The organism is Sandarakinorhabdus sp., from assembly GCF_031422795.1.
Classification (GTDB): domain Bacteria; phylum Pseudomonadota; class Alphaproteobacteria; order Sphingomonadales; family Sphingomonadaceae; genus Sandarakinorhabdus.
On sequence record NZ_JANPML010000199.1, the window covers coordinates 1 to 19,268 of the forward strand.

The window sequence follows — 19,268 nt, forward strand, 5'->3', positions numbered from 1 at the left end:
ACGCGCCAGCACGGCGAGTTCGGAAATCACCATGTCCACCACGCCCTTGCCGGTGAGCGGCAGGGTGCAGGCGGTCTTGAACTTGGCGCTGCCGTCCTTGGCGTTGTGCTCCATCAGCACGATGATCTTTTTCACGCCAGCGACCAGATCCATGGCACCGCCCATGCCCTTCACCATCTTGCCGGGGATCATCCAGTTGGCGATGTCGCCATTTTCGGCGACTTCCATGGCGCCCAGGATGGACAGATCGACATGGCCGCCGCGGATCATGGCGAAACTGTCGGCGCTGCTGAAATAGCTGGTGCGGTCGAGTTCGGTGATGGTCTGCTTGCCGGCGTTGATCAAATCGGCGTCTTCTTCGCCGGCAAAGGGGAACGGCCCCATGCCCAGCATGCCGTTTTCGCTCTGCAGCGTCACATCCACGCCGGCCGGGATATGATTGGCCACCAGAGTCGGCATGCCGATGCCGAGGTTCACATAAAACCCGTCCTGCAATTCCTGCGCCGCACGGGCGGCTTGCTGGTCACGCGTCCACATCAGGCGGACTCCCTTTCACGAACCGTGCGCTGTTCGATGCGCTTTTCATAATTCTGGCCAACGAACAATCGCTGCACAAAGATGCCCGGCGTGTGGATGCCATCGGGGTCAAGCTCGCCGGGGCCGACCAGTTCCTCCACCTCGACCACCGTCACCTTGCCGGCAGTCGCCATCATCGGGTTGAAGTTGCGCGACGTCTTGCGGAACACGAGATTGCCGTAAGGATCGGCCTTCCACGCTTTCACGATGCTCAGATCGGCGACCAGCCCGGTTTCCAGAATATAAGTCTCCGTTCCAGCAGCTGTGGCGAAATCCTTGTGCTCCTTGCCCTCGGCCACCAGCGTGCCGACGCCGGTTTTCGTGTAGAAGCCCGGAATACCCGCCCCGCCGGCGCGGATACGTTCTGCCAGCGTGCCCTGCGGATTGAATTCCAGTTGCAGCTCGCCGGCCAGATACTGGCGCTCAAACTCCTTGTTCTCCCCCACATAGGACGAGATCATCCGGGCGATCTGCCGCGTTTCCAGCAGCAGGCCAAGGCCAAAGCCATCGACGCCGGCATTGTTGGAAATGCAGGTCAGCCCGTTCACGCCGGAAGCGCGCAAGGCGGCGATCAGGTTTTCCGGGATACCGCACAGGCCGAACCCGCCCGACATGATCGTCATCCCGTCAAACAGCAGGCCATCGAGCGCGGCGGCGGCATCGGGATAAAGCTTGTTGGCCATGGGCGAACCCCTTTCATGTTGCGTCTGCGAGATAACCAGATTGGCGCAGCGGCGCCAGCCTGTTTCCGCCAACCTGTTACCCCCGGTTCAGGCCGACTCGAAAGGTCACAAAGGTCACGGTTTTGCCGGGTTTCGAGTGAAGATTTCGCTTCAAGTGGCGCGGGCCCCGCACCACATGACTGAACAGCATGACAGGTCCCAAGCCTGTAGGACAGGGTATGGCTGGTCCGATTTCCGCAGGACTTGTCGTGAGAGCTTCGCTATCAGATGGCATGAGCCCGCCTGATCTTACCCCCCCCGATCTTACCCCTCTCGATATCGCTATCGCCGAAGGTCGTCGCTTCATCGACAGCCAGTCCACCCGCAGCGTCGCCCCCACCGGCAGCCGCGCCGACATATTGGCACCGATGAACGCTGCAATTTCTGGGGCCCTGCCCGCCACCGGCATGGACGCAGCTGAGGTGGTGCGCCTGATCGCCCGCGCCGCCGAACCCGGCCTGATGGGCAATCTGGGCGGGCGGTTCTTTGCCTGGGTGAAGGGCGGCGCCCTGCCCGCCGCGCACGCCACCGATGTGCTGGCAACGCTATGGGATCAAAATGCCGTGCTCGCCGCCACCAGCCCGGCCATGGCGGTGCTGGAAGAAGTGGCGGGCCGGCTGCTGCTCGATGCACTGCACCTGCCGGCGGATTGCGCCTACAGCTTCACCACCGGCTGCCAGATGAGCCACGCTACCGCGCTGGCCGCTGCGCGCCACCATGTTTTGGAGCGGGCCGGCTGGGATGTGGAGGTGGACGGCCTGTTCGGCGCGCCGCCAATCTGTGTGCTAGCCAACGCCCACCGCCATAGCAGCGTTGATCGCGCGCTGCGGCTGCTCGGCATCGGCACGGCCAGCATCGTGCCGCTGGGCGGCGGTGGCCCCGGAAAGGTTGGCGCCGCCGAACTGGCCGCGGCGCTGCTGGCTGCTGAAGGCGCCCCCACCATCGTCATCCTCAACGCCGGCGATCTCAATCTGGGTGCCAGCGATGATTTCGCCACGCTGGTGCCGATGGCGCAGGCAGCGGGCGCCTGGGTGCATGTCGATGGCGCGTTCGGGCTGTGGCTGAATGCGTCGCCGCGTTTGCGCGCCCAGGTCGCGGGCATCGAACTGTGCGATTCATGGGCCACCGACGGCCACAAATGGCTGAACACGCCCTATGACGCCGGCATGGCTATCACCCGCCATGGCGACGCGCTGAAAGCCGCGATGCGGATGACGGCAAGCTATCTCACCGAAGGCGGCGAGACGCGCGATCCGATGGATTACACGCCGGAATGGTCACGCCGCGCCCGCGCCCTGCCCACGCTGGCGGCGCTGCTGGAACTGGGCCGCGACGGGCTGGCCGCCATGATCGAGCGGTGCTGCGATCACGCCTTGGCCATCCACGACGGCACCGCAGCATTGGACGGCGCGATCAGCATCGCCCGGCCCGTGATGAACCAAGGCATGGTGCGCTTCCATGATCGCACCGGCGCCAACATAACTGACGCCGTGATCGCCGCCATCAACGCCAGCGGCGAAGCCTATCTGAGCGGTGTGCTGTGGCAAGGCGAGCGCACCATGCGCATCAGCGTGTGCAACTGGCAAACCAACGCCGATGACGTGCGCCGCACCGTGGCGGCAGCGGCTCAGGCGTTGGCCAGTTTGCGCTGACGCAAGAACGCTCCGGTCAAGCCAAGGCCGGCAATCCACAGCGTCCAGATCTCCGGTTCCGGCACGGCTCTGATTGTGTAATCGACCCGCATCGCGTCGACCATGAAGCTGGTCGCGCCCGGCGCAGTGCCCAGGGCCGAGACATAGCTGAAGATCAGGCCGGCTTCCACGCTGCGATCATCGCCGCCCAGGAAGGGGCGCGGGGCCCAGCGCCAGCGAATCGGGCTCGGCAAGATGATTCGAATGCTGGGGCGACCGTCCTCGAGGGGATCGTTGATCAGCGCTTCCTGCAGCGGCGTAAGCGGCGTGCGCAGCAACAATTCCAGCGGCGTGAACGAATCGATCGGACTCCACAGCAGGGTGGCATCCAGCGACACCGATGTGCGCAGCGGATCACCGATCAGGAACGGGCTGGACAGGCCAAGCCGGAACGATCCGCTGCTGCCCAGTATGTCGCCCACGCCGAAATCGCGGCTGAAGGTCAGCCGCTGCTCGCGCTGCACCTCGCCGTCATCAAGGGTAAGCGTGGTTTCAATCCCCAGCCGGTACGGGCAATCGGGCGGACAGGCTGCCCATGCCGGGGCTGCGGCAAGGGCAATTGCAAACATCATCAATCTGGCGGCCATGACATTCCCCCTTCACGACCTGTCTGCCAGAGCGGCTGAGCCGCTGGAATCCGGGTGAACGCCTAGCCCCGCCGCCGCCCGATCAAGCCGCCGATCAGTCCGGTGACGGCGCTGGCGCTGGTGCCCATCAGCAGCAGGCTTGGCGGCACGTCACCCAGCGCCACCGACACGGCGATGCCGATGGCCGCGCTGATGCCGCCAACCAGGGCACCACCGCCGGCTGCGGCCGTCAGGCTGGCCGGCTGGCCCTTCAGCGCCAACCAGCCGGCGATGGCGGAGAGGCCCATGCCGCCGATGGCGAACAGGCCGGCGACGGCTGGCACATAATGGCCGGCCACCACCATGGCGATCTGGGCGATGGTGCCAATCAGCGTTGCGCGCGTCAGTTTGTTCATTTCGCACCCCCCGATTGGCCATAAGTGGCGTTCATGTGGGCCAGAACCTGGGCATTGCCCTTCTGGAAAAAGCCATACAGGCCGGTGGCCGCCGCATCATGGCCCCAACCGGTTTGCGACAGGGTCACGCGGGTCACGCCGGGTTCCAGCGGCGTGAATTCCAGTACCGAAACGACTGCGGCCAGCGCTTCACGATCCTTCAGGCCCGATGGCGCCTGGATATTCTGGAACACCAGCAGCCGTTCGGGCAGATAGGTGAGGATGCGGTGACGGATATTGTCCGGATCGCCGATCGGCTTTTTCGGATCGTAACTGGCCTCGATACTGCCGCCGGTGCGCAGATCGATGGCGGCCACCGGCGCGCTCCATTTGCGGAATTCTTGCGGCTCGACAAAGGCCTTCCACAGGATCGCCACCGGGGCCCTGATGGTGATCGACTGCTGCAGGGTGCGGCTGCCATCGGGCGCGACGAAACTGGTATCGGCAACGCTGGCGGGCAGGGGCGCGTTGTGGACATCGCCTCGCATTGGGGCGGCCAGTGCGGGGGCGGCCAGTGCGGGGGCAGCCAGCAGGCTGGCGGCGATCAGCAGGTGCTTCACCGTACGTACCCCTTCGCTTGCCGTTCGAGCAGGGTGAAATAATGGCGCAGCGCCGCTATGCCGGCATCGAAGCTGGCGAGGCTGCGGTGGGTGCGGGCCTGCATCACGCCGCCTTCCATCACGCTCAGCACCAATTGCGCCAGGCCGTTGCGATCCACGTCCGGCGGCAGTCGGTTTGCCGCGGCATCTAGGCAGATGCGCACCGCCGCCACCCAGGCTTCAAAATTGGCCGCCAGCAGCGCGCGCACCGAAGGGTCGGGTTCGTGGATTTCCAACGCCAGGCTGCCGATCGGGCAGCCGAAGCTGCAATCGGTGATGTTGAGCAGTTCACGGTAACGGGCCAGCAGGGCAAAGATGCGCCCAATCGGGTCGCTCACCCCGTCCCATGCCGGCGCCAGCAGCATCGGCCAGATGCCGTCGAGATATTTGTGGAGCACCGCGATCAGCACATCCTGCTTGGTGGGAAAGACGTGATAGAGGCTGCCGCTGTTGGCATTGGCGGCGGCCAGGATATCGGCAACGCTGGTCGATCCATAACCCTTTTCGCCAAACAGCTGCATGGCGGCGGTGACGATGCGTTCGGCGGTTGGCGGGATGGGGGCAGTCATCGACTCAGGGCTCCACTTGAATGACTGTTCAAGTGGAGCCCCTCTTGAGGGGTCAGTCAAATGACAGTCAGGCAACCTTGCCGGTGAAGCCATCACGCAGTTCGCGTTTCAGCACCTTGCCGATATGGCTGCGCGGCAGTTCATCAACCAGCACCACGGCAGCGAGGCGCTGGGTCTTGCCGACCTTGGCATTGGCGGCGGCGCGCAGGGCTTCGGCGTCACCACCCGAGAAACCGCCGGGCGCAACCACGAAGGCAACCGGCGTTTCGCCCCAGGCATCAGACGCGACACCCACCACGGCGGCTTCGATCACGCCGGGCAGGGTGAGCAGCACCGCCTCGATGTCAGACGGATAGATGTTGAAGCCGCCCGAGATGATCATGTCCTTCGCGCGGTCCATGAGCGTCAGGAAGCCATCCTCGTCCAGCCGGCCGATATCGCCGGTGCGCAGCCACTCTTTGCCGGTAGGGTCGATCCAATAGGCCTTCGCGGTCAGATCGGGGCGGTTCTTGTAGCCGTTCATGGTGGCCGGTGAACGGCCGACGATCTCGCCGGGTGTGCCGGGCGGCACGTCGTTGCCGTCTTCATCGATGATGCGCACTTCGTGGCCGGGCTGCGGCAGGCCAACGGTGTGCAATTTGTCGGGATGTTCGTGGGCAGCGAGCATGAAGCCCACGCCGCCTTCGGTCATGCCGAAAAACTCGATCAGGCCGCCGGGCATGCGGCGCAGCACTTCGGCTTTCAGTTCGGCGGCAAAGGGGGCGGAAGTGCAGAATTTCATCTGCAGGGACGAAAGATCGGTGGCGTCAAAGCCGGGATCGGCGAGCAGGCGGCGATATTGCACCGGCACCAGCATGGCATGGGTGACGCGGTGGGTTTCGGCCTCCTTCAGCCAGCGGGCGGTATCGAACTTCGGCATCAGCACCACGGTGCCGCCCCAGGCCAGCGTGGGGATGAAGCTGACCAGGGTGGTATTGGAATAAAGCGGCGTAGAGCAGAGCGTGACGCAATCCGGGCCATAGCCGATGCGGCGGCCGCCGGTGATGTGCAGAGATCGCATGGCGCAGCTTTGCACGATGCCTTTTGGTGTGCCGGTGGTGCCACTGGAATAGATGATGTTGAAGCCGGCCTGCGCGTCGAGCGGTGCCAGCGGCGGCAACGGCGCGGTGGGATCAATGAAGCCGTTCAGCCGATCGAGGTCAACCAACGTCTTGCCGCCGAGCACTGCACCAAAGGCAGCGCGATTGGGCGCATCGACAAAGACAAACTGCGCGCCCGAATCGGCGACCATGGCAGCGATCTGATCGGGCGTGGAACTTGGCGCCAACGGCGCGATGGTGGCGCGCAGGCGCAGCACAGCGGCCCACAAAACGGCGTAATCCACGCTGGATAGCGCAATGCTGGCCACGCTGTCGCCGGGCTTCACCCCGCGATCGGCCAGCGTGCCGGCCAGTTTTTCAGCGCGGGCGACAAATTCGCGCCAGTTCAGCCGATCACTGCCGCAGATGACAGCAGGCTGTTTGGGCCTGGCCGCCGCATTGGCAGCCAGAGCGGCGGGGAAATCGAAGATGCTGTCAGTCATGCCAGGCAGGGTGCGCACACCCGGCCGGCCTGTCCACTATTGAAATCAGGCAGCCTGCTGCAGCGTCGCGCCGCCGGTCAGTGCCGGCACCGGCGTACCAAGCTGGGTCAGCGCGCGGGCGTGGGCATCATATTGGGCCTTCAGGCGCGCCAGGTGCACCGGGTCATTGCCGTTGCGGCTGATCGCGTCGGCCAGCAGTTCGGCACCCGACACCAGCTTGGCAATCTGGCGCTGCTTGCGATCATCAATCGCGCGCGGGCCGTGCATGAAGAAGGCGGCAACCACCACCGCAACCATGAGATAGCTCATCACGATCATGATGATCGTTATGCTGTTGTTGGCCACCATCGTTTTTGCTCCACACAAATTGGACAAGCTATCTTGGTAAACACCCAAGCGGCGTTGTCACATGACAGGATTGTAACATTATCGCCAGCCCTCAAGCACCAAGGCCCTGGAAGCTGGCGATTTTGCCGCAGTTTGCGGAATAGCCACAAAAAAGGGCGGCGGCCAGACCGGCCACCGCCCCTTTTTCAGCGACCTGCGCGCGTCAGAGCGCGTTCAGGTTCACGGCGGCCTGCTTGCCGCGGCGATCTTCTTCCAGCTCGAACGAGACGCGCTGGCCTTCGTTCAAATTGGTGAAGCCGGCGCGTTCAACGGCCGAGACGTGCACGAAGGCATCCGGCGCGCCATCGTCGCGCTGGATGAAGCCAAAGCCCTTGGTGCCGTTGAAGAACTTGACAGTGCCTTCAACGCGCTCACCCGTGGTCGACGGCGTGCGTTCACGCGACGGACGACGTTCGAAATCGCCACCATCACGCGGTTCGCGGGCTTCGCGCGGTTCACGCGGGGCACGATCTTCAACCGGCAGCGGTTCGCCTTCGATCTTGAGTTCGGTCGCCGAAACGCGGCCATTGCGTTCGGTCAGGGTGAATTCCAGCGGTTGGCCATCGGCCAAGCCGGTCAGCCCAGCGGCTTCCACGGCCGAAATGTGCACAAACACATCTTCGCCGCCGTCTTCACGCACCACAAAGCCGAAGCCCTTTTGCGCGTTGAAGAACTTGACCGTGCCGCGACCAGTGCCGATCACGATGCCGGGCGACATTTCACGGCGCGGAGCACCGCCACCGAAGCCGCCACCACCACCGCCGCCGCCGAAGCGACTACCACCGCCGCCGCCGGCACCGCCGCCGCCGAAGCGATCACCGCCGCCACCGAAGCCGCCACGGCCACCGCCACCGCCACCGCCGCCGCCGCCGCCGAAACGATCGCCGCCGCCGCCGAAGCCGCCGCCACCACCGCCGAAGCTGCGGCTCGAATCTTCAAAACTGTCAAAGCCGCGTTCGCGCTTGTCAGAACCACGCCCGGGACCACGTCCCCGTCGATCAAAGCTCATTTAATTTCCAAATCCGTAGCTGTCTGTCTGAAACTGGAGCCTAGCGGGCGATGCGGTGAGGTATTCACAGCAACGGGCCGATAATGCGCCGACCTCAAGATAGACGAAAAAGGGGCTGGACGCGAGTCGAATATTGGCGGTTGCAAGGGGCTTACCCGCAGGGCCTGTCAGCCCCTCACCAACGGCTCCGCGTGACCAGCGCCGCGAACGCGCCAGCCGCCAGCGCCGCCAGCACGGCAGCAAGGCCATAGGCGAGGCTGTTTTCCTGCGCCATCACATACACCCAGCGTTCAAAGCCCGATTTGTCGATCAGGAACGAGGCCGACGTGCTGGCCAGCACGCGCCCCTGCCGCACCAGGTGGATTTCGGCGGTATAGTCGCCCACCGGCACCGCCGCCGGCAGGGCGATGCGCGCGGCATAGAGCACGCCGCGGGTGATCTGCACACCGCCCGGTCGCTCGGTGAACAGCCCGGCTTTCTGGCGCGACGCGATCAGGCCGGCTTCGAACGCGCGGCTGACGTTCCCATCTGCCCCGCTGCCCGGCGACAGCTGGAGATTGCGGATGCCGATTTCATAGATGGCGGTGGTACGCTCGTCGGCCAGCCCGGCGATGGGGCGGGTGGCGGCCACAGCATAGAAGCCCGGCACCGATTCAAAGCGCACACCCCTGGCGTTCACCCAGATGCCGGCAATGCGGGTTTTCTGGCGGACGGTTACCGGCGCCGACGGCCCGCGCACCACCACGGCGATATCGGGCGGCGCGTCGGGCACGCTGCCTTGCGGATACTGGATGGCACCAAAGACCAGCAGTTCGGCGCCGCGAAATGTCGTGTTGATATCGATTCGGGCCTGGGAAAGCTGGGTGATCAGCCGGATGGGTGCGGCGCCGACCAGCGCCAGCCAAAGGCCGGTGGCCAGAAGGATGCGGCCGATCATGCGCCCTCGAACAGGGCAAAAGGTTCATCCGGCGTGAGGGTGAGGCCGATGAACAGCCGGACCGCGACCGCCAGCACGATGATGGCCAGCGCCAGCCGCAGCCGATCCGGCGACAATTTCTGCGCCGCCCGCACGCCCACCTGCGCGCCGGTCACCCCGCCCAGCAGCAGCAGCAGCGCCAGCACGATATCGACGCTTTTGGAGGCGGTGGCGTGCAGCAGCGTGGTGGCCGCCGTTACGAAGATGATCTGGAACAGCGAGGTGCCGACCACCGCCTGGGCGCGCATGCCCAGAATATAGACCATCGCCGGCACCATGATGAAGCCGCCGCCAATGCCCATGATGACGGTGAGCATGCCGACACCGGCGCCAAGCAGCAGCGGCGCCAGTGGCGAGATATAGAGGCCGGAGCCGGGAAAGCGCATCTTCCATGGCAGCGCCGCCACCCAGGGCAGATGCCGCATGCGGCGGGGCGGCGGGGCCACCCCGGCCCGGGCGGCCTTCAGCGCAGCCAGCGCATCACGCAGCATCAGCCCGCCGATCACCGACAGGAACAGCACATAGATCAGGCTGATCACCACATCGATCTGGCCCAGTTGCTGCAGCACCGAAAAGACGACCTGCCCCATCCCGGCTCCGACCAGCCCGCCTGCCACCAACACTCCGCCCATGCGCACATCAACCTGGCCGCGTTCCCAATAGGCCAGCGCGCCTGACACGGAAGAACCGGTGATCTGCGTGGCAGAGGAAGCCACTGCGACCGCTGGCGGGATGCCATAGAAGATCAGCAAAGGCGTGGTGAGGAAACCGCCGCCCACGCCGAACATGCCCGACAAGAAGCCGACGGCACCGCCCATCAGGATGATGAGCAGCGCGTTCACCGACATTTCGGCGATGGGCAGATAGATGTCCATGCGCGTCCGACGTTACGGGTTGCGCCGGCAAAAGGGAATCGGGCTTTTCGTCGGCGCCGAAACTCAGGGCAAAGCGATCAGCGATAATTGCCGGCCATAGTCCGGCTCGCTGCGATGCGTGGTGCGGCGGAAGCTGAACCAGCGGGCTTCGTCTGGATAGGTATCGACCCCCATCGCCACCACGGTGCGCACGCCGGCCACCGCGAGGCGCGCGGCGATGAAGCCTTCCAGATCGAACTGGCAGTGCCCGGGCTTGCCAGCGGCGAAGAAAGCGTCGTGTTCGGGATCGACCGCGCAGAACCGGTCGCGGAACGCCAGATCAACCTCGTAACTGGCGCGCGCAATCGTCGGCCCGATGGCGGCGACGATGCGATCCCGCCGCGCACCCAACTGCTCCATCGCCGCCACCGTGGCCGGGCCGATATCAGCAAGCGCGCCCTTCCAGCCGCTGTGCGCTGCACCGATCACGCCGGCTTCCACGTCAGCAAACAGGATCGGCGCGCAATCGGCGGTGAGAATGCCAAGCGCCAGGCCCGGCGTTGCTGTCACCATGGCATCGGCATGCGGGCGTTCGTCATCCGGGTAGGCGGCGATGACGGGAACGACCGTCGCGCTGTGCACCTGGTGCATTGTCACCAGCGCCGCACCCGGCGCGACGGCCTGCACGGCACGGTGGCGATTCTCGATCACGGCGTCGCGGCTGTCGCTGCTGCCCAGCCCGACATTCAGGCTGGCAAACAGGCCCGACGAAACGCCGCCGCGTCGGGTGAGAAACCCGTGGCGCACGCCAGCCAAGGCGGTGACGGAGAGAAAATCTACAGCTTCGCCCGGCACAACATATCCTCATCCGCCTGATCGCCGACCATGAAATGATAGGGCGCCACGTCTTCAAAGCCATGGCGGGCGTAAAAGCGCCGGGCGCGCGGATTTTCGGTGAACACGCTGAGCCAGATCTCGGGGGCGCCGCGCGCGCGGGCTGTGTCCTTTGCCCACTGTGTCAACACATCGGCGATGCCGAGGCCGTGCCAGGGCTGGAAGAGATAAAGCTGGCGCAGCTCCATCGCGCCCGGCGTTGGATCAGGCGCGGGCAGTTTCAGGCTGCTGACCTTGCAGAAACCGATGGCAACATCGCCCATGCAGACAAAACGCACAGCGATATCGGGATCAGCCAGATCGGCCGCATACGCCTCCACCGAATAGCGCGCGATGAAATCGTTAAGGTCCTTCAGCTTGTAGAGGCTGGCGAAGGTGGCCACAAAAGTTGCGGCCGCAAGGCCGGCCAGCGTGCCGGCATCGGCGGGCGTGGCATCGCGGTAGGAAAGTGCAGGCGCTGTCATTGGCCCGTCATGCCAAATCCGGCCGGCACTGGCCAGCCCGGCGCGGTGACCGCCATGGCGCGGAAGATCGCCCCCATCTGCTGCGGCGCGGTCAGGCGCAACAGGGCAGCGGTGATGCTGCCGGCTTCGTGCGGCGGCTTGCCCAGTTTCAGCGCTTCGGCCCGCGCCGCGATGCCCAGATCACCGAGCAGCGCGCCCTGTGCCACCGGGCCGTGCACGGCCAGGCCACGGTTGTGGGCAATGGCCGCCAGCGCGCTGAAGTCCACATGCGCCGTCAGATCATGCGCGCCCGGGTTGTAAAAGGGGCTGACCATTTCGCCGCGATGCACCGCCTGCAACGTATCGAGCGGCACAGTCTCGATCACCGATCCGCCATAGCCATAATCGACGATCAGCATGGCGCCGCCCTGTGCTGCCACCCGCCCCGCCAGATGGCCCATGATGGCCTGGGCGGCCTCGCTCCATTCCGCGTCAGCGGCCCCAGAATCATCGGCTGCCGGCAGCCAGAGCGGCATGAACAGGCCATCGGCAAAATCGACATGCAGTTCCTTGGCCTGCCGACGCTGACGGATGGGCAGCGCATCGAAAAATTCGTTGGCGATGATGATCAGCGGGCGATCGGTTGGCAGTTGATCCACGGAGGTGTGCCATTGCGCCGCCCAGCCCGCCAGCCGGGCCCGTTGGATGGAACGCAGCGCCAGGCTGGTTTCCACCATGTGCAGGCCGGCGCTGCCGGTGAAGCCGGGCAGCCGGCCAAGCAGGCGCAGCGCATCGGCCATCAGGCTGCCATGGCCGGGGCCAAGCTCGACCAGATGCAACGCAGGCTTGTGGGCACGCAGCCACAGATCGCCGACCCAGCCGCCGATCATTTCGCCAAACATCTGGCTGATTTCGGGCGCGGTGATGAAATCCCGGCCAAGCGGGTCTTCGCCGCCGTAATAAGCGGTGTTGCAGGCCGCCATCCAGGCATCCAGCCGCAGCGGCCCATCGGCGGTGATGCGCGCGGCAAGGCTGTGCGCCAGACTCACGCCGAAACGGGCTTGCGCACCAGGGCCAGCACCAGCAGCAGCAAACCGGCGGCGATCATCGGCAGGGTGAGCAGCTGGCCCATCGTCAGCCCGCTGGACAGCACGCCAAGCTGGCGATCCGGTTCACGATAATATTCGACGATGAAGCGCGACACGCCATAGCCAATGCCGAACACCCCAGACAGCAGACCGGGCCGCAGCCGGGCCGGCGTGAACCAGAACATGCACGTCAGCACGATGAACAGCACGCCGCCTTCCAGCCCGGCTTCATAAAGCTGGCTGGGGTGGCGCGGTTCCGGGCCGGCATCGGGGAAGATGATGCCCCAATCACCGCCCGTGGGCCGACCCCACAGCTCGCCATTGACGAAATTGGCGAGGCGGCCAAGGCCAAGGCCCAGCGGCGTGACGGTGGCGACAAGGTCGAGCAGGCGCAGCCCGCTGTAGCGCGCAAACCAGCCGTGCAGGAAGCAGGCGGCCACCACCCCGAAGCAGCCGCCGTGGAAGCTCATGCCGCCATCCCACAGCCGGATGATCTCCATCGGTGCGGCCAGATATTTGTCGGGATTGTAGAACAGCACATAACCCAGCCGGCCACCGCCGATGACGCCCAGTGTTGCCCAGGTGATATAATCGTCGAGCTGTTTGTCGTTGAGCGGCGCGCCGGGTTTGCGGATCATCCGGTTCATCAACCACCAGGCCCCGGCGATGCCGATGATATAGGCTAGGCTGTACCAGCGCAGCGCAAACGGGCCCCATAAGCTGCCCAAAAGGTTGAAGGCCGGGATGGTGAAGGCTTCGGGCCGCACCGGCAGAGTGGTGAAATCGACCGCAGCCGTCAGGAAATCAGGAAACATCGTGCCTCTACATCATCTGCCAGCTTTGCGGGGCGAGCCGGGCGCACCATAAAGTGGGCCAAAGATAATTCCAGTGGGAGAAGGCTCATGCCCGAATCGGCCAGCAACCTTGATGCATTCCGCGCTGAAACGCGCGCCTGGCTGGAGGCGAACTGCCCAGCCGAAATGCGCGAACCGATCCGCGATGATGACGATGTGTGCTGGGGCGGCCGCAAGGTCAGCTTCAAGAGCGAGGCGCAGCGCGTCTGGCTGGAGCGCATGGGCGCCAAGGGCTGGACGGTGCCGGAATGGCCGAGCCAATATGGCGGCGGCGGGCTCGACCGGGCGCAGGCCAAGGTGCTTTCGGAAGAACTGCGCCGCATCAAGGCGCGTTCCCCGCTGTCGAGCTTCGGCATCTGGATGTTGGGCCCGGCGCTGTTGAAATATGGCAATGAAGCCCAGAAGCTGGAGCATCTGCCCCGGATCGCGCGCGGTGAAATCCGCTGGTGCCAGGGCTATTCGGAACCGGGCGCCGGGTCTGATCTCGCCTCGCTGCGAACGTCGGCGGAAGACAAGGGCGACCATTATCTCGTCAACGGCTCCAAGGTGTGGACCAGCTATGCCGACAAGGCGGACTGGATTTTCTGCCTGGTCCGCACCGATCCGACGGCAGCGAAACATCTCGGCATCAGCTTCCTGCTGTTCGACATGGCCAGCGATGGCGTTTCGACCAGCCCGATCAAGTTGATCTCCGGCTCCTCGCCGTTCTGCCAGACCTTCTTCGACAACGTGAAGGTGCCCAAGGAGAACCTGATGGGCGTGGCCGGCAAGGGCTGGGACATCGCCAAATATCTGCTCACCCACGAACGTGACATGATCGGCGGCAGTGATTCCACCGGCGGCGGCCAGCGCGACAGCGTGTCGAACATCGCCAAGCGGCTGATCGGCCTGGATGCCGCCATCCTTGCCGATACCGCGCTGCGCACCGACATCGCCCGCCACGAGATCAACGCGCTGGCGTTTTCGCTGACCATGGAACGCACGCTGGCTGAAGCCAAGCAAGGCCAGGGCACCGGCGCGCTGTCTTCGATGCTGAAATACTACGGCACCGAACTGAACAAGGAACGCATGCAGCTTCTGATGTCGGTCCGCGGCAGCGACGGGCTTACCTGGGAAGGTGAGGAAAAGGGCGAAGGCGATCTGGCGCGCACTTGGCTGCGCAGCAGAGCCAACTCCATCGAGGGTGGCACGTCGGAAGTGCAATTGAACATCATAGCCAAGCGCGTGCTCGACCTGCCGGGAGCTTAAGGCCCCTCTCCCATCTGGGGAGAGGGAGGGGCCCGCCGCGCAGCGGTGGGAGGGTGAGGGAAAAGCCTTGCCCGGCCCGTCTGCTCCCAATGACCCTCACCCCGCTCGGCTTTGCCGAGTCGACCCTCTCCCCGAACGGGAGAGGGGACAGAAGGAAGGCCAGATATGCCGCTGATCCTCACCGACGACCAACAAATGATCCGCGATTCAGCGGAAGGCTTCTTCAAGGACGAAGCCCCCGTGTCGCAACACCGTGCCCTGCGTGACAGCCAGAACCCCGACGGCTTCGCCCGCGATGTGTGGGCCAAGATGGCCGAGATGGGCTTTGCCGGCGTGCTGGTGCCGGAAGCGCATGGCGGCGCCGACATGGGCCACGTCGCGGCCGGCATCATCCTGGAGGCGATGGGCAAGAATCTCAGCGCCGCGCCGATGCTGTCCACCGCCGTGCTGGGCGCCACTGCGCTGAAACACGGCACCGCCGAACAGCAGGCCAAATATCTGCCGCTGATCGCAAAAGGCGCGCATCTGCTGGCACTGGCGGCTGACGAGGCCGCCCGCCACAAGCCCAATCATGTGGCAACCACCGCCACCGCGTCGGGCAATGGCTTCAAGCTGAACGGCGTCAAGGGCTTCGTACTCGATGGCAGCAGCGCCGATACGCTGATCGTTGCCGCCCGTACCGGCAGCGAAACCGATGACAAGGCCGGGATTACCCTGTTCCTCGTCAACCCCAAGGCCGACGGCGTGAAGATCGACCGCCGTTCGATGGTGGACAGCCGGGCCGCCGCGCGGGTGACGCTGGCCGATGTGCAGGTTGATGGCGCCGATGTGCTGGGCGGCGTCGGCGAAGGCTATGCCATCCTTGAAAAGATGCTGGATGCCGGCCGCGCCTGTCTGGCGGCGGAAATGCTCGGCGTATCGGGCACGGCTTTTGCGATGACGGTGGATTATCTGAAACAGCGCGAACAGTTCGGCCAGAAGATCGGCAGTTTCCAGGCCCTGCAGCACCGCGCCGCGCATCTGTTCTGCGAAGTTGAACTGGCGCGATCCGCCACGCTGAAGGCGCTGCAGGCGCTGGATGAAGGCAGCGACCGCGCCGCGATGTATGTCTCCCTGGCCAAGGCCAAGGCCGGCGAAGTGGCGATCCTGGCCAGCAACGAAGGCGTGCAGATGCACGGCGGCATCGGCATGACCGACGAGTATGACATCGGCTTCTTCATGAAGCGCGCCCGCGCTGCCCAGGAAACCTTTGGCGACGCCGCCTTCCACAGTGATCGCATCGCGCGCACGCTGGGGTATTGATCATCTTTTCCCCTCCCGCTTGCAGGAGGGGAAAAGATGCTTGCGCTTGCAAGCATCGCGCGGCGTGGCATGAAGGAGATGTAACAAAGCTGCGACCAGCAGCAGCGACCCCTTGGGAGAATCACGCATGAAGTCCGCCCTCGATGCCGCCCTCGATCAGGTTGTTGCCGGCATCACGGCCCCCGGCGGGGCGCTTGGTGTCGGCACGGCCAATGTCCTCGGCGTCACCCTGCCGGTATTTTCTGCCGCGCCGCCGACCATGCGCGAATTCATGGCGATGTTCTTCACCGTGAACGGCGCCAAGGAATTCCTGGTGTTCGGCGAGGAGCGCATGACCTTTGCCGAGGTCTATGCCAAATCGCTGGCGTTCGCCGCCATGCTGCAGCACCGCCAAGGCATCGCCAAGGGCGACCGCGTTGGCGTTGCCATGCGCAACTATCCCGAATGGATCGTCGCCTATGTTGCTTGCGCCCACATGGGCGCCGTGTGCATCCCGATGAACGCGTGGTGGACCGCCGAAGAAATGGCCTATGCCATCAATGACAGCGGCGCTCGCCTGGTGGTTGCCGATGAAGAACGCGCCCGCCGCCTCGCCACTCTGTCGTGCACGGCCAGCGTCATCACCGTGCGCACCTCGGGCGAAGTCGCCAGCCAGCTGGGCTTTGCCCGCGCCGAAGACGCGCTCGCGGCCAGCCCAGCCACCATGTGGCATGTGCCCGAACTGCTGCCCGAAGATGATTGCACGATCATGTATACTTCGGGCTCAACCGGCGCGCCCAAGGGGGCGGTTTCCACCCACCGCGCTCAGGTCTCGGCCGCGATGAACTATCTGGTGACCGGCCTCGCCTTGCTGGAATTGTCGGCGCAGTCCGGCGCAGCACCGGCGGATCAGCAGGTGATGCTGCTCAATGTGCCGCTGTTCCACATCACCGGCCTGGTGCCGGTGCTGCTGGTGAGCTTTGCCATCGGCCGCAAGATGATCATCATGCACAAATGGGATGCCGGCGAAGCGCTGCGCCTGATCGAAAAGGAGCGTTGCACCTATTTCGTCGGCGTGCCGACCATGAGCCTGGAGCTGATGCAGCACCCTGATCGCCACAAATATGATCTGTCGACCCTGGTCGACATCGCGTCGGGCGGCGCGCCGCGCCCGCCGGAGCATGTTGACCGGCTGGTGAAGGAATTTGCCGGCAAGCACCCGGTGCAGGGCTATGGCCTGACCGAAACCAACGGCGTGGGTGCCGGCAATATCCGCGAGAATTACCGCAACAAACCCGCCAGCACCGGCCGCGCCGCGCCGCCGCTGATGGAATTGCGGATCGCCGACGGTGATGGCCCGGTGGGCGATGCGCTGCCGGCCGGCGTTGTGGGTGAAGTCTGCCTGCGTTCGGCGTGCAACTGCCGGGGTTACTGGAACAAGCCGGAAGCCACCGCAGCGGCGTTTGTGGGCGATGGCTGGTTCCGCAGCGGCGATCTGGGTTACATCGATGAAGACGGCTATCTGTTCATCGTCGATCGCAAGAAGGACATCATCATCCGCGGCGGCGAGAATATCAGCTGCCAGGAAGTCGAATCCGCCATCTATGCCCACCCGGCGGTGGCCGAAGTGAGCGTGTTCGGCCTGCCCGATGAACGGCTGGGCGAGATTGTTGGCGCGGTCGTCTATGCCAAGCCGGGCGAGCATCTCGATCCCGATGCGCTGACCGATTTCCTGCGGGTCGGGCTTGCGTCCTACAAGATTCCCGCGAAAGTCTGGATCAGCCATGATCAGCTGCCCAAGCTGGGATCAGCCAAGATCGACAAGGTGACATTGAGGAAGCATTATCGCGACGTCTGGGCCGGAAACGCGGCCTGAGTCGTTTTGGGGAGGATCGACGATGTTCACGACCATGCTGGAAGGCACCAAAGACGATTGGATGCACATCGCTGGTGAGCATATGAAGCACCAGCAATCCGCCGCTGCCGATCAGATCATCGACAGCCTGAAGCGCCTCGAAGCCATCGAGGTCGGCTTTGGCGCCAATCAGCTGGTCCACAGCCTGATGACCGCCACCCTGGCCCGCCGCGACGGCGCCAACGATGAAGAAGTGGTCGCCGCACTGTGCCACGACATCGGCAAATTGTTCAGCATCCCCAATCACGGCGCCATCGCCGGCGAAATGCTGAAACCCTATGTGGCCGACGACATCTACCACGCCATCGTCCACCATCAGGATTTCCAGGGCCGTTATTATTACGAGCATCTGGGCAAGGACCCGGCCGCCCGCGAGAAATATCGCGGCGAGCCGTGGTTCGACATGGCCGAAAAGATCGTCGACCGCTGGGACGCACCGGCGTTTGATCCGAACTACGACGTGGACAGCCTGGAAAGCTTTGAACCGGAAATTCGCCGGGTGTTTGCCGCGCCCAAGCGCGGCATCTGATTCCGCCGTCTAACGCCCCAACCGCACTTGCACGCTGACCGGACCACCGGGCGGCACATCGGTCAGGCTGGAGGCGAAGATCAGCGTCTTGCCCGGGCCGACGCTGGCAGCCGGCGGCGGGATGGTCCAGTCGCGCAGCGGTTGTCCGGCCACGAGCAGGCGGGCCTGCAACGGCGGGACCGGGGCAGCGGTTGAACCGGGATTGTGGATGGTGCCGGTCACTTCCAGCAGCGCGCCGCCGCCGGGCAGGCGCGTTACCCGGCCTTCCACGTTCACATCCAGGCGCGAGGCCGCCGGCGCCAGCTGCGCCAGCGCGTCGGCCCAAAAAGGCTCAGGGCCAGGCAGGGCTTCGGGATCGACCCGGCCCACCCACAGCCCAACTGATGCCGTGGTGAAGGCCGCACCCAGCACGATGGCCACCAGCCATTTCAGCCAGCCGGCGGTGGGCCGGCGCGGCGGCGGCGGTTCGGGTTCGGGCTCCGGTTCGGGCGCGGGTTTGGGCGGTGGCGGCGGCGGCAGGCTGGCGGCGCGCGCTTCTTCCTGCACGGCTGCCACGGCTTCATCTTCGTCAATCTCTTCGGCGGGCACCCAGCGATGATCGCAGGCAGCGCATTTCATCCGCGGGCGGCGCATCACCACGCCCACCGCCACCCGATATTGTGCTTTGCAATTGGGGCAGGAAACGATCACGGGCTCACCATAGGCAGGGCGGCTCGCGCATGGAAGGGGGCGCTTGCAGCCAACGCCTCATCAGGGCAAAGGCAGCCACATCATGCACGATCTGAAAGCCCTCCGCGCCGATCCCGCCGCCTTCGCTGCCGGCCTTGCCCGCCGCGGCATCACCGATGCTGCCGATGTGCTGCTTTCGGCCGATAGTGGCCGGCGCGCCGCCGAAACCACGGCACAGGAAGCGCTGGCCCGCCGCAATGCGGCCTCCAGGGAAATTGGCGCGGCGATGGCCGCCAAGGACATGGCCCGTGCCGACGCGCTGAAAGCCGAAGTCGCCGGCCTGAAGGACGAGATTGCCGCG

Annotated in this window: 21 protein-coding genes and 1 pseudogene; 6 read left to right on the forward strand and 16 right to left on the reverse strand. The window is 65.0% G+C overall.

Annotated elements, in window-relative coordinates; genetic code table 11:
- The coding region (locus RMO81_RS07580) for a 3-oxoacid CoA-transferase subunit B (protein WP_310475236.1) at positions 1–540 on the reverse strand (540 nt) is incomplete at its 3' end.
- Complete coding sequence (locus tag RMO81_RS07585; RefSeq protein WP_310475214.1) at positions 537–1,259, reverse strand: CoA transferase subunit A; 723 nt, start codon at positions 1,257–1,259, stop codon at positions 537–539. The genes RMO81_RS07580 and RMO81_RS07585, both read right to left, overlap by 4 nt.
- A gap of 272 nt (positions 1,260–1,531) precedes the next feature.
- Here RMO81_RS07585 and RMO81_RS07590 point away from each other — a divergent pair, with 272 nt between their 5' ends.
- Complete coding sequence (locus RMO81_RS07590) at positions 1,532–2,950, forward strand: pyridoxal-dependent decarboxylase (RefSeq protein WP_310475215.1); 1,419 nt, start codon at positions 1,532–1,534, stop codon at positions 2,948–2,950.
- Here RMO81_RS07590 and RMO81_RS07595 read toward each other — a convergent pair.
- The 13 genes from RMO81_RS07595 to lgt all read right to left on the reverse strand — a co-directional run bounded on the left by RMO81_RS07595 (position 2,926) and on the right by lgt (position 13,226).
- Positions 2,926–3,576: a PEP-CTERM sorting domain-containing protein gene (locus tag RMO81_RS07595; RefSeq protein WP_310475216.1), complete on the reverse strand. Its 651-nt coding sequence runs from the start codon at positions 3,574–3,576 to the stop codon at positions 2,926–2,928. The two genes, RMO81_RS07590 and RMO81_RS07595, sit on opposite strands and share 25 nt — an antisense overlap.
- A gap of 62 nt (positions 3,577–3,638) precedes the next feature.
- A complete protein-coding gene (locus tag RMO81_RS07600; protein WP_310475217.1) occupies positions 3,639–3,971 on the reverse strand; it encodes a hypothetical protein in 333 nt (110 codons plus the stop codon).
- Positions 3,968–4,570 (reverse strand): SRPBCC domain-containing protein, encoded by a 603-nt coding sequence (locus RMO81_RS07605; RefSeq protein WP_310475218.1) that lies wholly within the window; start codon positions 4,568–4,570, stop codon positions 3,968–3,970. The genes RMO81_RS07600 and RMO81_RS07605 overlap by 4 nt, the downstream gene beginning before the upstream one ends.
- The gene (locus RMO81_RS07610) at positions 4,567–5,178 is read right to left on the reverse strand and encodes a TetR/AcrR family transcriptional regulator (protein ID WP_310475219.1); all 612 of its coding nucleotides are present in this window, start codon (positions 5,176–5,178) and stop codon (positions 4,567–4,569) included. The genes RMO81_RS07605 and RMO81_RS07610 overlap by 4 nt, the downstream gene beginning before the upstream one ends.
- 67 nt (positions 5,179–5,245) lie before the next feature.
- Entirely contained in the window at positions 5,246–6,760 is a 1,515-nt protein-coding gene (locus tag RMO81_RS07615) for an AMP-binding protein (protein ID WP_310475220.1), read from the reverse strand.
- Between the two features lie 45 nt (positions 6,761–6,805).
- On the reverse strand, positions 6,806–7,108 hold the full coding sequence (locus RMO81_RS07620) for a hypothetical protein (protein ID WP_310475221.1): 303 nt from the start codon (positions 7,106–7,108) through the stop codon (positions 6,806–6,808).
- Positions 7,109–7,310: 202 nt separating this feature from the next.
- A complete protein-coding gene (locus tag RMO81_RS07625; protein ID WP_310475222.1) occupies positions 7,311–8,156 on the reverse strand; it encodes a cold-shock protein in 846 nt (281 codons plus the stop codon).
- Between the two features lie 175 nt (positions 8,157–8,331).
- Complete coding sequence (locus RMO81_RS07630; protein ID WP_310475223.1) at positions 8,332–9,093, reverse strand: TIGR02186 family protein; 762 nt, start codon at positions 9,091–9,093, stop codon at positions 8,332–8,334.
- The gene (locus tag RMO81_RS07635) at positions 9,090–10,007 is read right to left on the reverse strand and encodes a sulfite exporter TauE/SafE family protein (protein ID WP_310475224.1); all 918 of its coding nucleotides are present in this window, start codon (positions 10,005–10,007) and stop codon (positions 9,090–9,092) included. The genes RMO81_RS07630 and RMO81_RS07635 overlap by 4 nt, the downstream gene beginning before the upstream one ends.
- A gap of 63 nt (positions 10,008–10,070) precedes the next feature.
- A complete protein-coding gene (gene pgeF, locus RMO81_RS07640; RefSeq protein ID WP_310475225.1) occupies positions 10,071–10,841 on the reverse strand; it encodes a peptidoglycan editing factor PgeF in 771 nt (256 codons plus the stop codon).
- Positions 10,823–11,344 carry a GNAT family N-acetyltransferase gene (locus RMO81_RS07645; RefSeq protein ID WP_310475226.1) on the reverse strand — a complete coding sequence of 174 codons (522 nt, stop codon included), beginning with the start codon at positions 11,342–11,344 and terminating at the stop codon, positions 10,823–10,825. The genes pgeF and RMO81_RS07645 overlap by 19 nt, the downstream gene beginning before the upstream one ends.
- Positions 11,341–12,372: an SAM-dependent methyltransferase gene (locus RMO81_RS07650; RefSeq protein ID WP_310475228.1), complete on the reverse strand. Its 1,032-nt coding sequence runs from the start codon at positions 12,370–12,372 to the stop codon at positions 11,341–11,343. The genes RMO81_RS07645 and RMO81_RS07650 overlap by 4 nt, the downstream gene beginning before the upstream one ends.
- Complete coding sequence (lgt, locus tag RMO81_RS07655; RefSeq protein ID WP_310475229.1) at positions 12,369–13,226, reverse strand: prolipoprotein diacylglyceryl transferase; 858 nt, start codon at positions 13,224–13,226, stop codon at positions 12,369–12,371. The genes RMO81_RS07650 and lgt overlap by 4 nt, the downstream gene beginning before the upstream one ends.
- A gap of 87 nt (positions 13,227–13,313) precedes the next feature.
- Here lgt and RMO81_RS07660 point away from each other — a divergent pair, with 87 nt between their 5' ends.
- The 4 genes from RMO81_RS07660 (at position 13,314) to RMO81_RS07675 (ending at position 18,238) form a co-directional block, all read left to right on the forward strand.
- Entirely contained in the window at positions 13,314–14,513 is a 1,200-nt protein-coding gene (locus tag RMO81_RS07660; RefSeq protein ID WP_310475231.1) for an acyl-CoA dehydrogenase family protein, read from the forward strand.
- Between the two features lie 165 nt (positions 14,514–14,678).
- Positions 14,679–15,815: an acyl-CoA dehydrogenase family protein gene (locus tag RMO81_RS07665; protein ID WP_310475232.1), complete on the forward strand. Its 1,137-nt coding sequence runs from the start codon at positions 14,679–14,681 to the stop codon at positions 15,813–15,815.
- Between the two features lie 127 nt (positions 15,816–15,942).
- Positions 15,943–17,670: a class I adenylate-forming enzyme family protein gene (locus RMO81_RS07670; protein ID WP_310475233.1), complete on the forward strand. Its 1,728-nt coding sequence runs from the start codon at positions 15,943–15,945 to the stop codon at positions 17,668–17,670.
- Between the two features lie 22 nt (positions 17,671–17,692).
- Complete coding sequence (locus tag RMO81_RS07675; RefSeq protein WP_310475234.1) at positions 17,693–18,238, forward strand: HD domain-containing protein; 546 nt, start codon at positions 17,693–17,695, stop codon at positions 18,236–18,238.
- A 9-nt stretch (positions 18,239–18,247) separates the two neighbouring features.
- Here the strand turns inward: RMO81_RS07675 and RMO81_RS07680 are convergent, their stop codons facing one another.
- Positions 18,248–18,928, reverse strand: coding sequence for an MJ0042-type zinc finger domain-containing protein (locus RMO81_RS07680; protein WP_310475235.1), 681 nt, complete (start codon positions 18,926–18,928; stop codon positions 18,248–18,250).
- 82 nt (positions 18,929–19,010) lie between these two features.
- On the opposite strand from RMO81_RS07680, the pseudogene RMO81_RS07685 reads away from it, so the two are divergent.
- A pseudogene (locus RMO81_RS07685) lies at positions 19,011–19,268 on the forward strand (serine--tRNA ligase); the annotation flags it as partial.

What these genes read in the sequence shown, in the direction of transcription:
- RMO81_RS07635 (WP_310475224.1), bottom strand. Translation starts at nt 10,007, where the DNA reads ATGGACATCTATCTGCCCATCGCCGAAATGTCGGTGAACGCGCTGCTC.
- lgt (WP_310475229.1), bottom strand. Translation starts at nt 13,226, where the DNA reads ATGTTTCCTGATTTCCTGACGGCTGCGGTCGATTTCACCACTCTGCCG.
- RMO81_RS07665 (WP_310475232.1), top strand. Translation starts at nt 14,679, where the DNA reads ATGCCGCTGATCCTCACCGACGACCAACAAATGATCCGCGATTCAGCG.
- RMO81_RS07625 (WP_310475222.1), bottom strand. Translation starts at nt 8,156, where the DNA reads ATGAGCTTTGATCGACGGGGACGTGGTCCCGGGCGTGGTTCTGACAAG.
- RMO81_RS07600 (WP_310475217.1), bottom strand. Translation starts at nt 3,971, where the DNA reads ATGAACAAACTGACGCGCGCAACGCTGATTGGCACCATCGCCCAGATC.
- RMO81_RS07670 (WP_310475233.1), top strand. Translation starts at nt 15,943, where the DNA reads ATGAAGTCCGCCCTCGATGCCGCCCTCGATCAGGTTGTTGCCGGCATC.
- RMO81_RS07660 (WP_310475231.1), top strand. Translation starts at nt 13,314, where the DNA reads ATGCCCGAATCGGCCAGCAACCTTGATGCATTCCGCGCTGAAACGCGC.
- RMO81_RS07615 (WP_310475220.1), bottom strand. Translation starts at nt 6,760, where the DNA reads ATGACTGACAGCATCTTCGATTTCCCCGCCGCTCTGGCTGCCAATGCG.
- RMO81_RS07675 (WP_310475234.1), top strand. Translation starts at nt 17,693, where the DNA reads ATGTTCACGACCATGCTGGAAGGCACCAAAGACGATTGGATGCACATC.
- RMO81_RS07645 (WP_310475226.1), bottom strand. Translation starts at nt 11,344, where the DNA reads ATGACAGCGCCTGCACTTTCCTACCGCGATGCCACGCCCGCCGATGCC.
- RMO81_RS07620 (WP_310475221.1), bottom strand. Translation starts at nt 7,108, where the DNA reads ATGGTGGCCAACAACAGCATAACGATCATCATGATCGTGATGAGCTAT.
- RMO81_RS07585 (WP_310475214.1), bottom strand. Translation starts at nt 1,259, where the DNA reads ATGGCCAACAAGCTTTATCCCGATGCCGCCGCCGCGCTCGATGGCCTG.
- RMO81_RS07590 (WP_310475215.1), top strand. Translation starts at nt 1,532, where the DNA reads ATGAGCCCGCCTGATCTTACCCCCCCCGATCTTACCCCTCTCGATATC.
- RMO81_RS07630 (WP_310475223.1), bottom strand. Translation starts at nt 9,093, where the DNA reads ATGATCGGCCGCATCCTTCTGGCCACCGGCCTTTGGCTGGCGCTGGTC.
- RMO81_RS07610 (WP_310475219.1), bottom strand. Translation starts at nt 5,178, where the DNA reads ATGACTGCCCCCATCCCGCCAACCGCCGAACGCATCGTCACCGCCGCC.
- RMO81_RS07595 (WP_310475216.1), bottom strand. Translation starts at nt 3,576, where the DNA reads ATGGCCGCCAGATTGATGATGTTTGCAATTGCCCTTGCCGCAGCCCCG.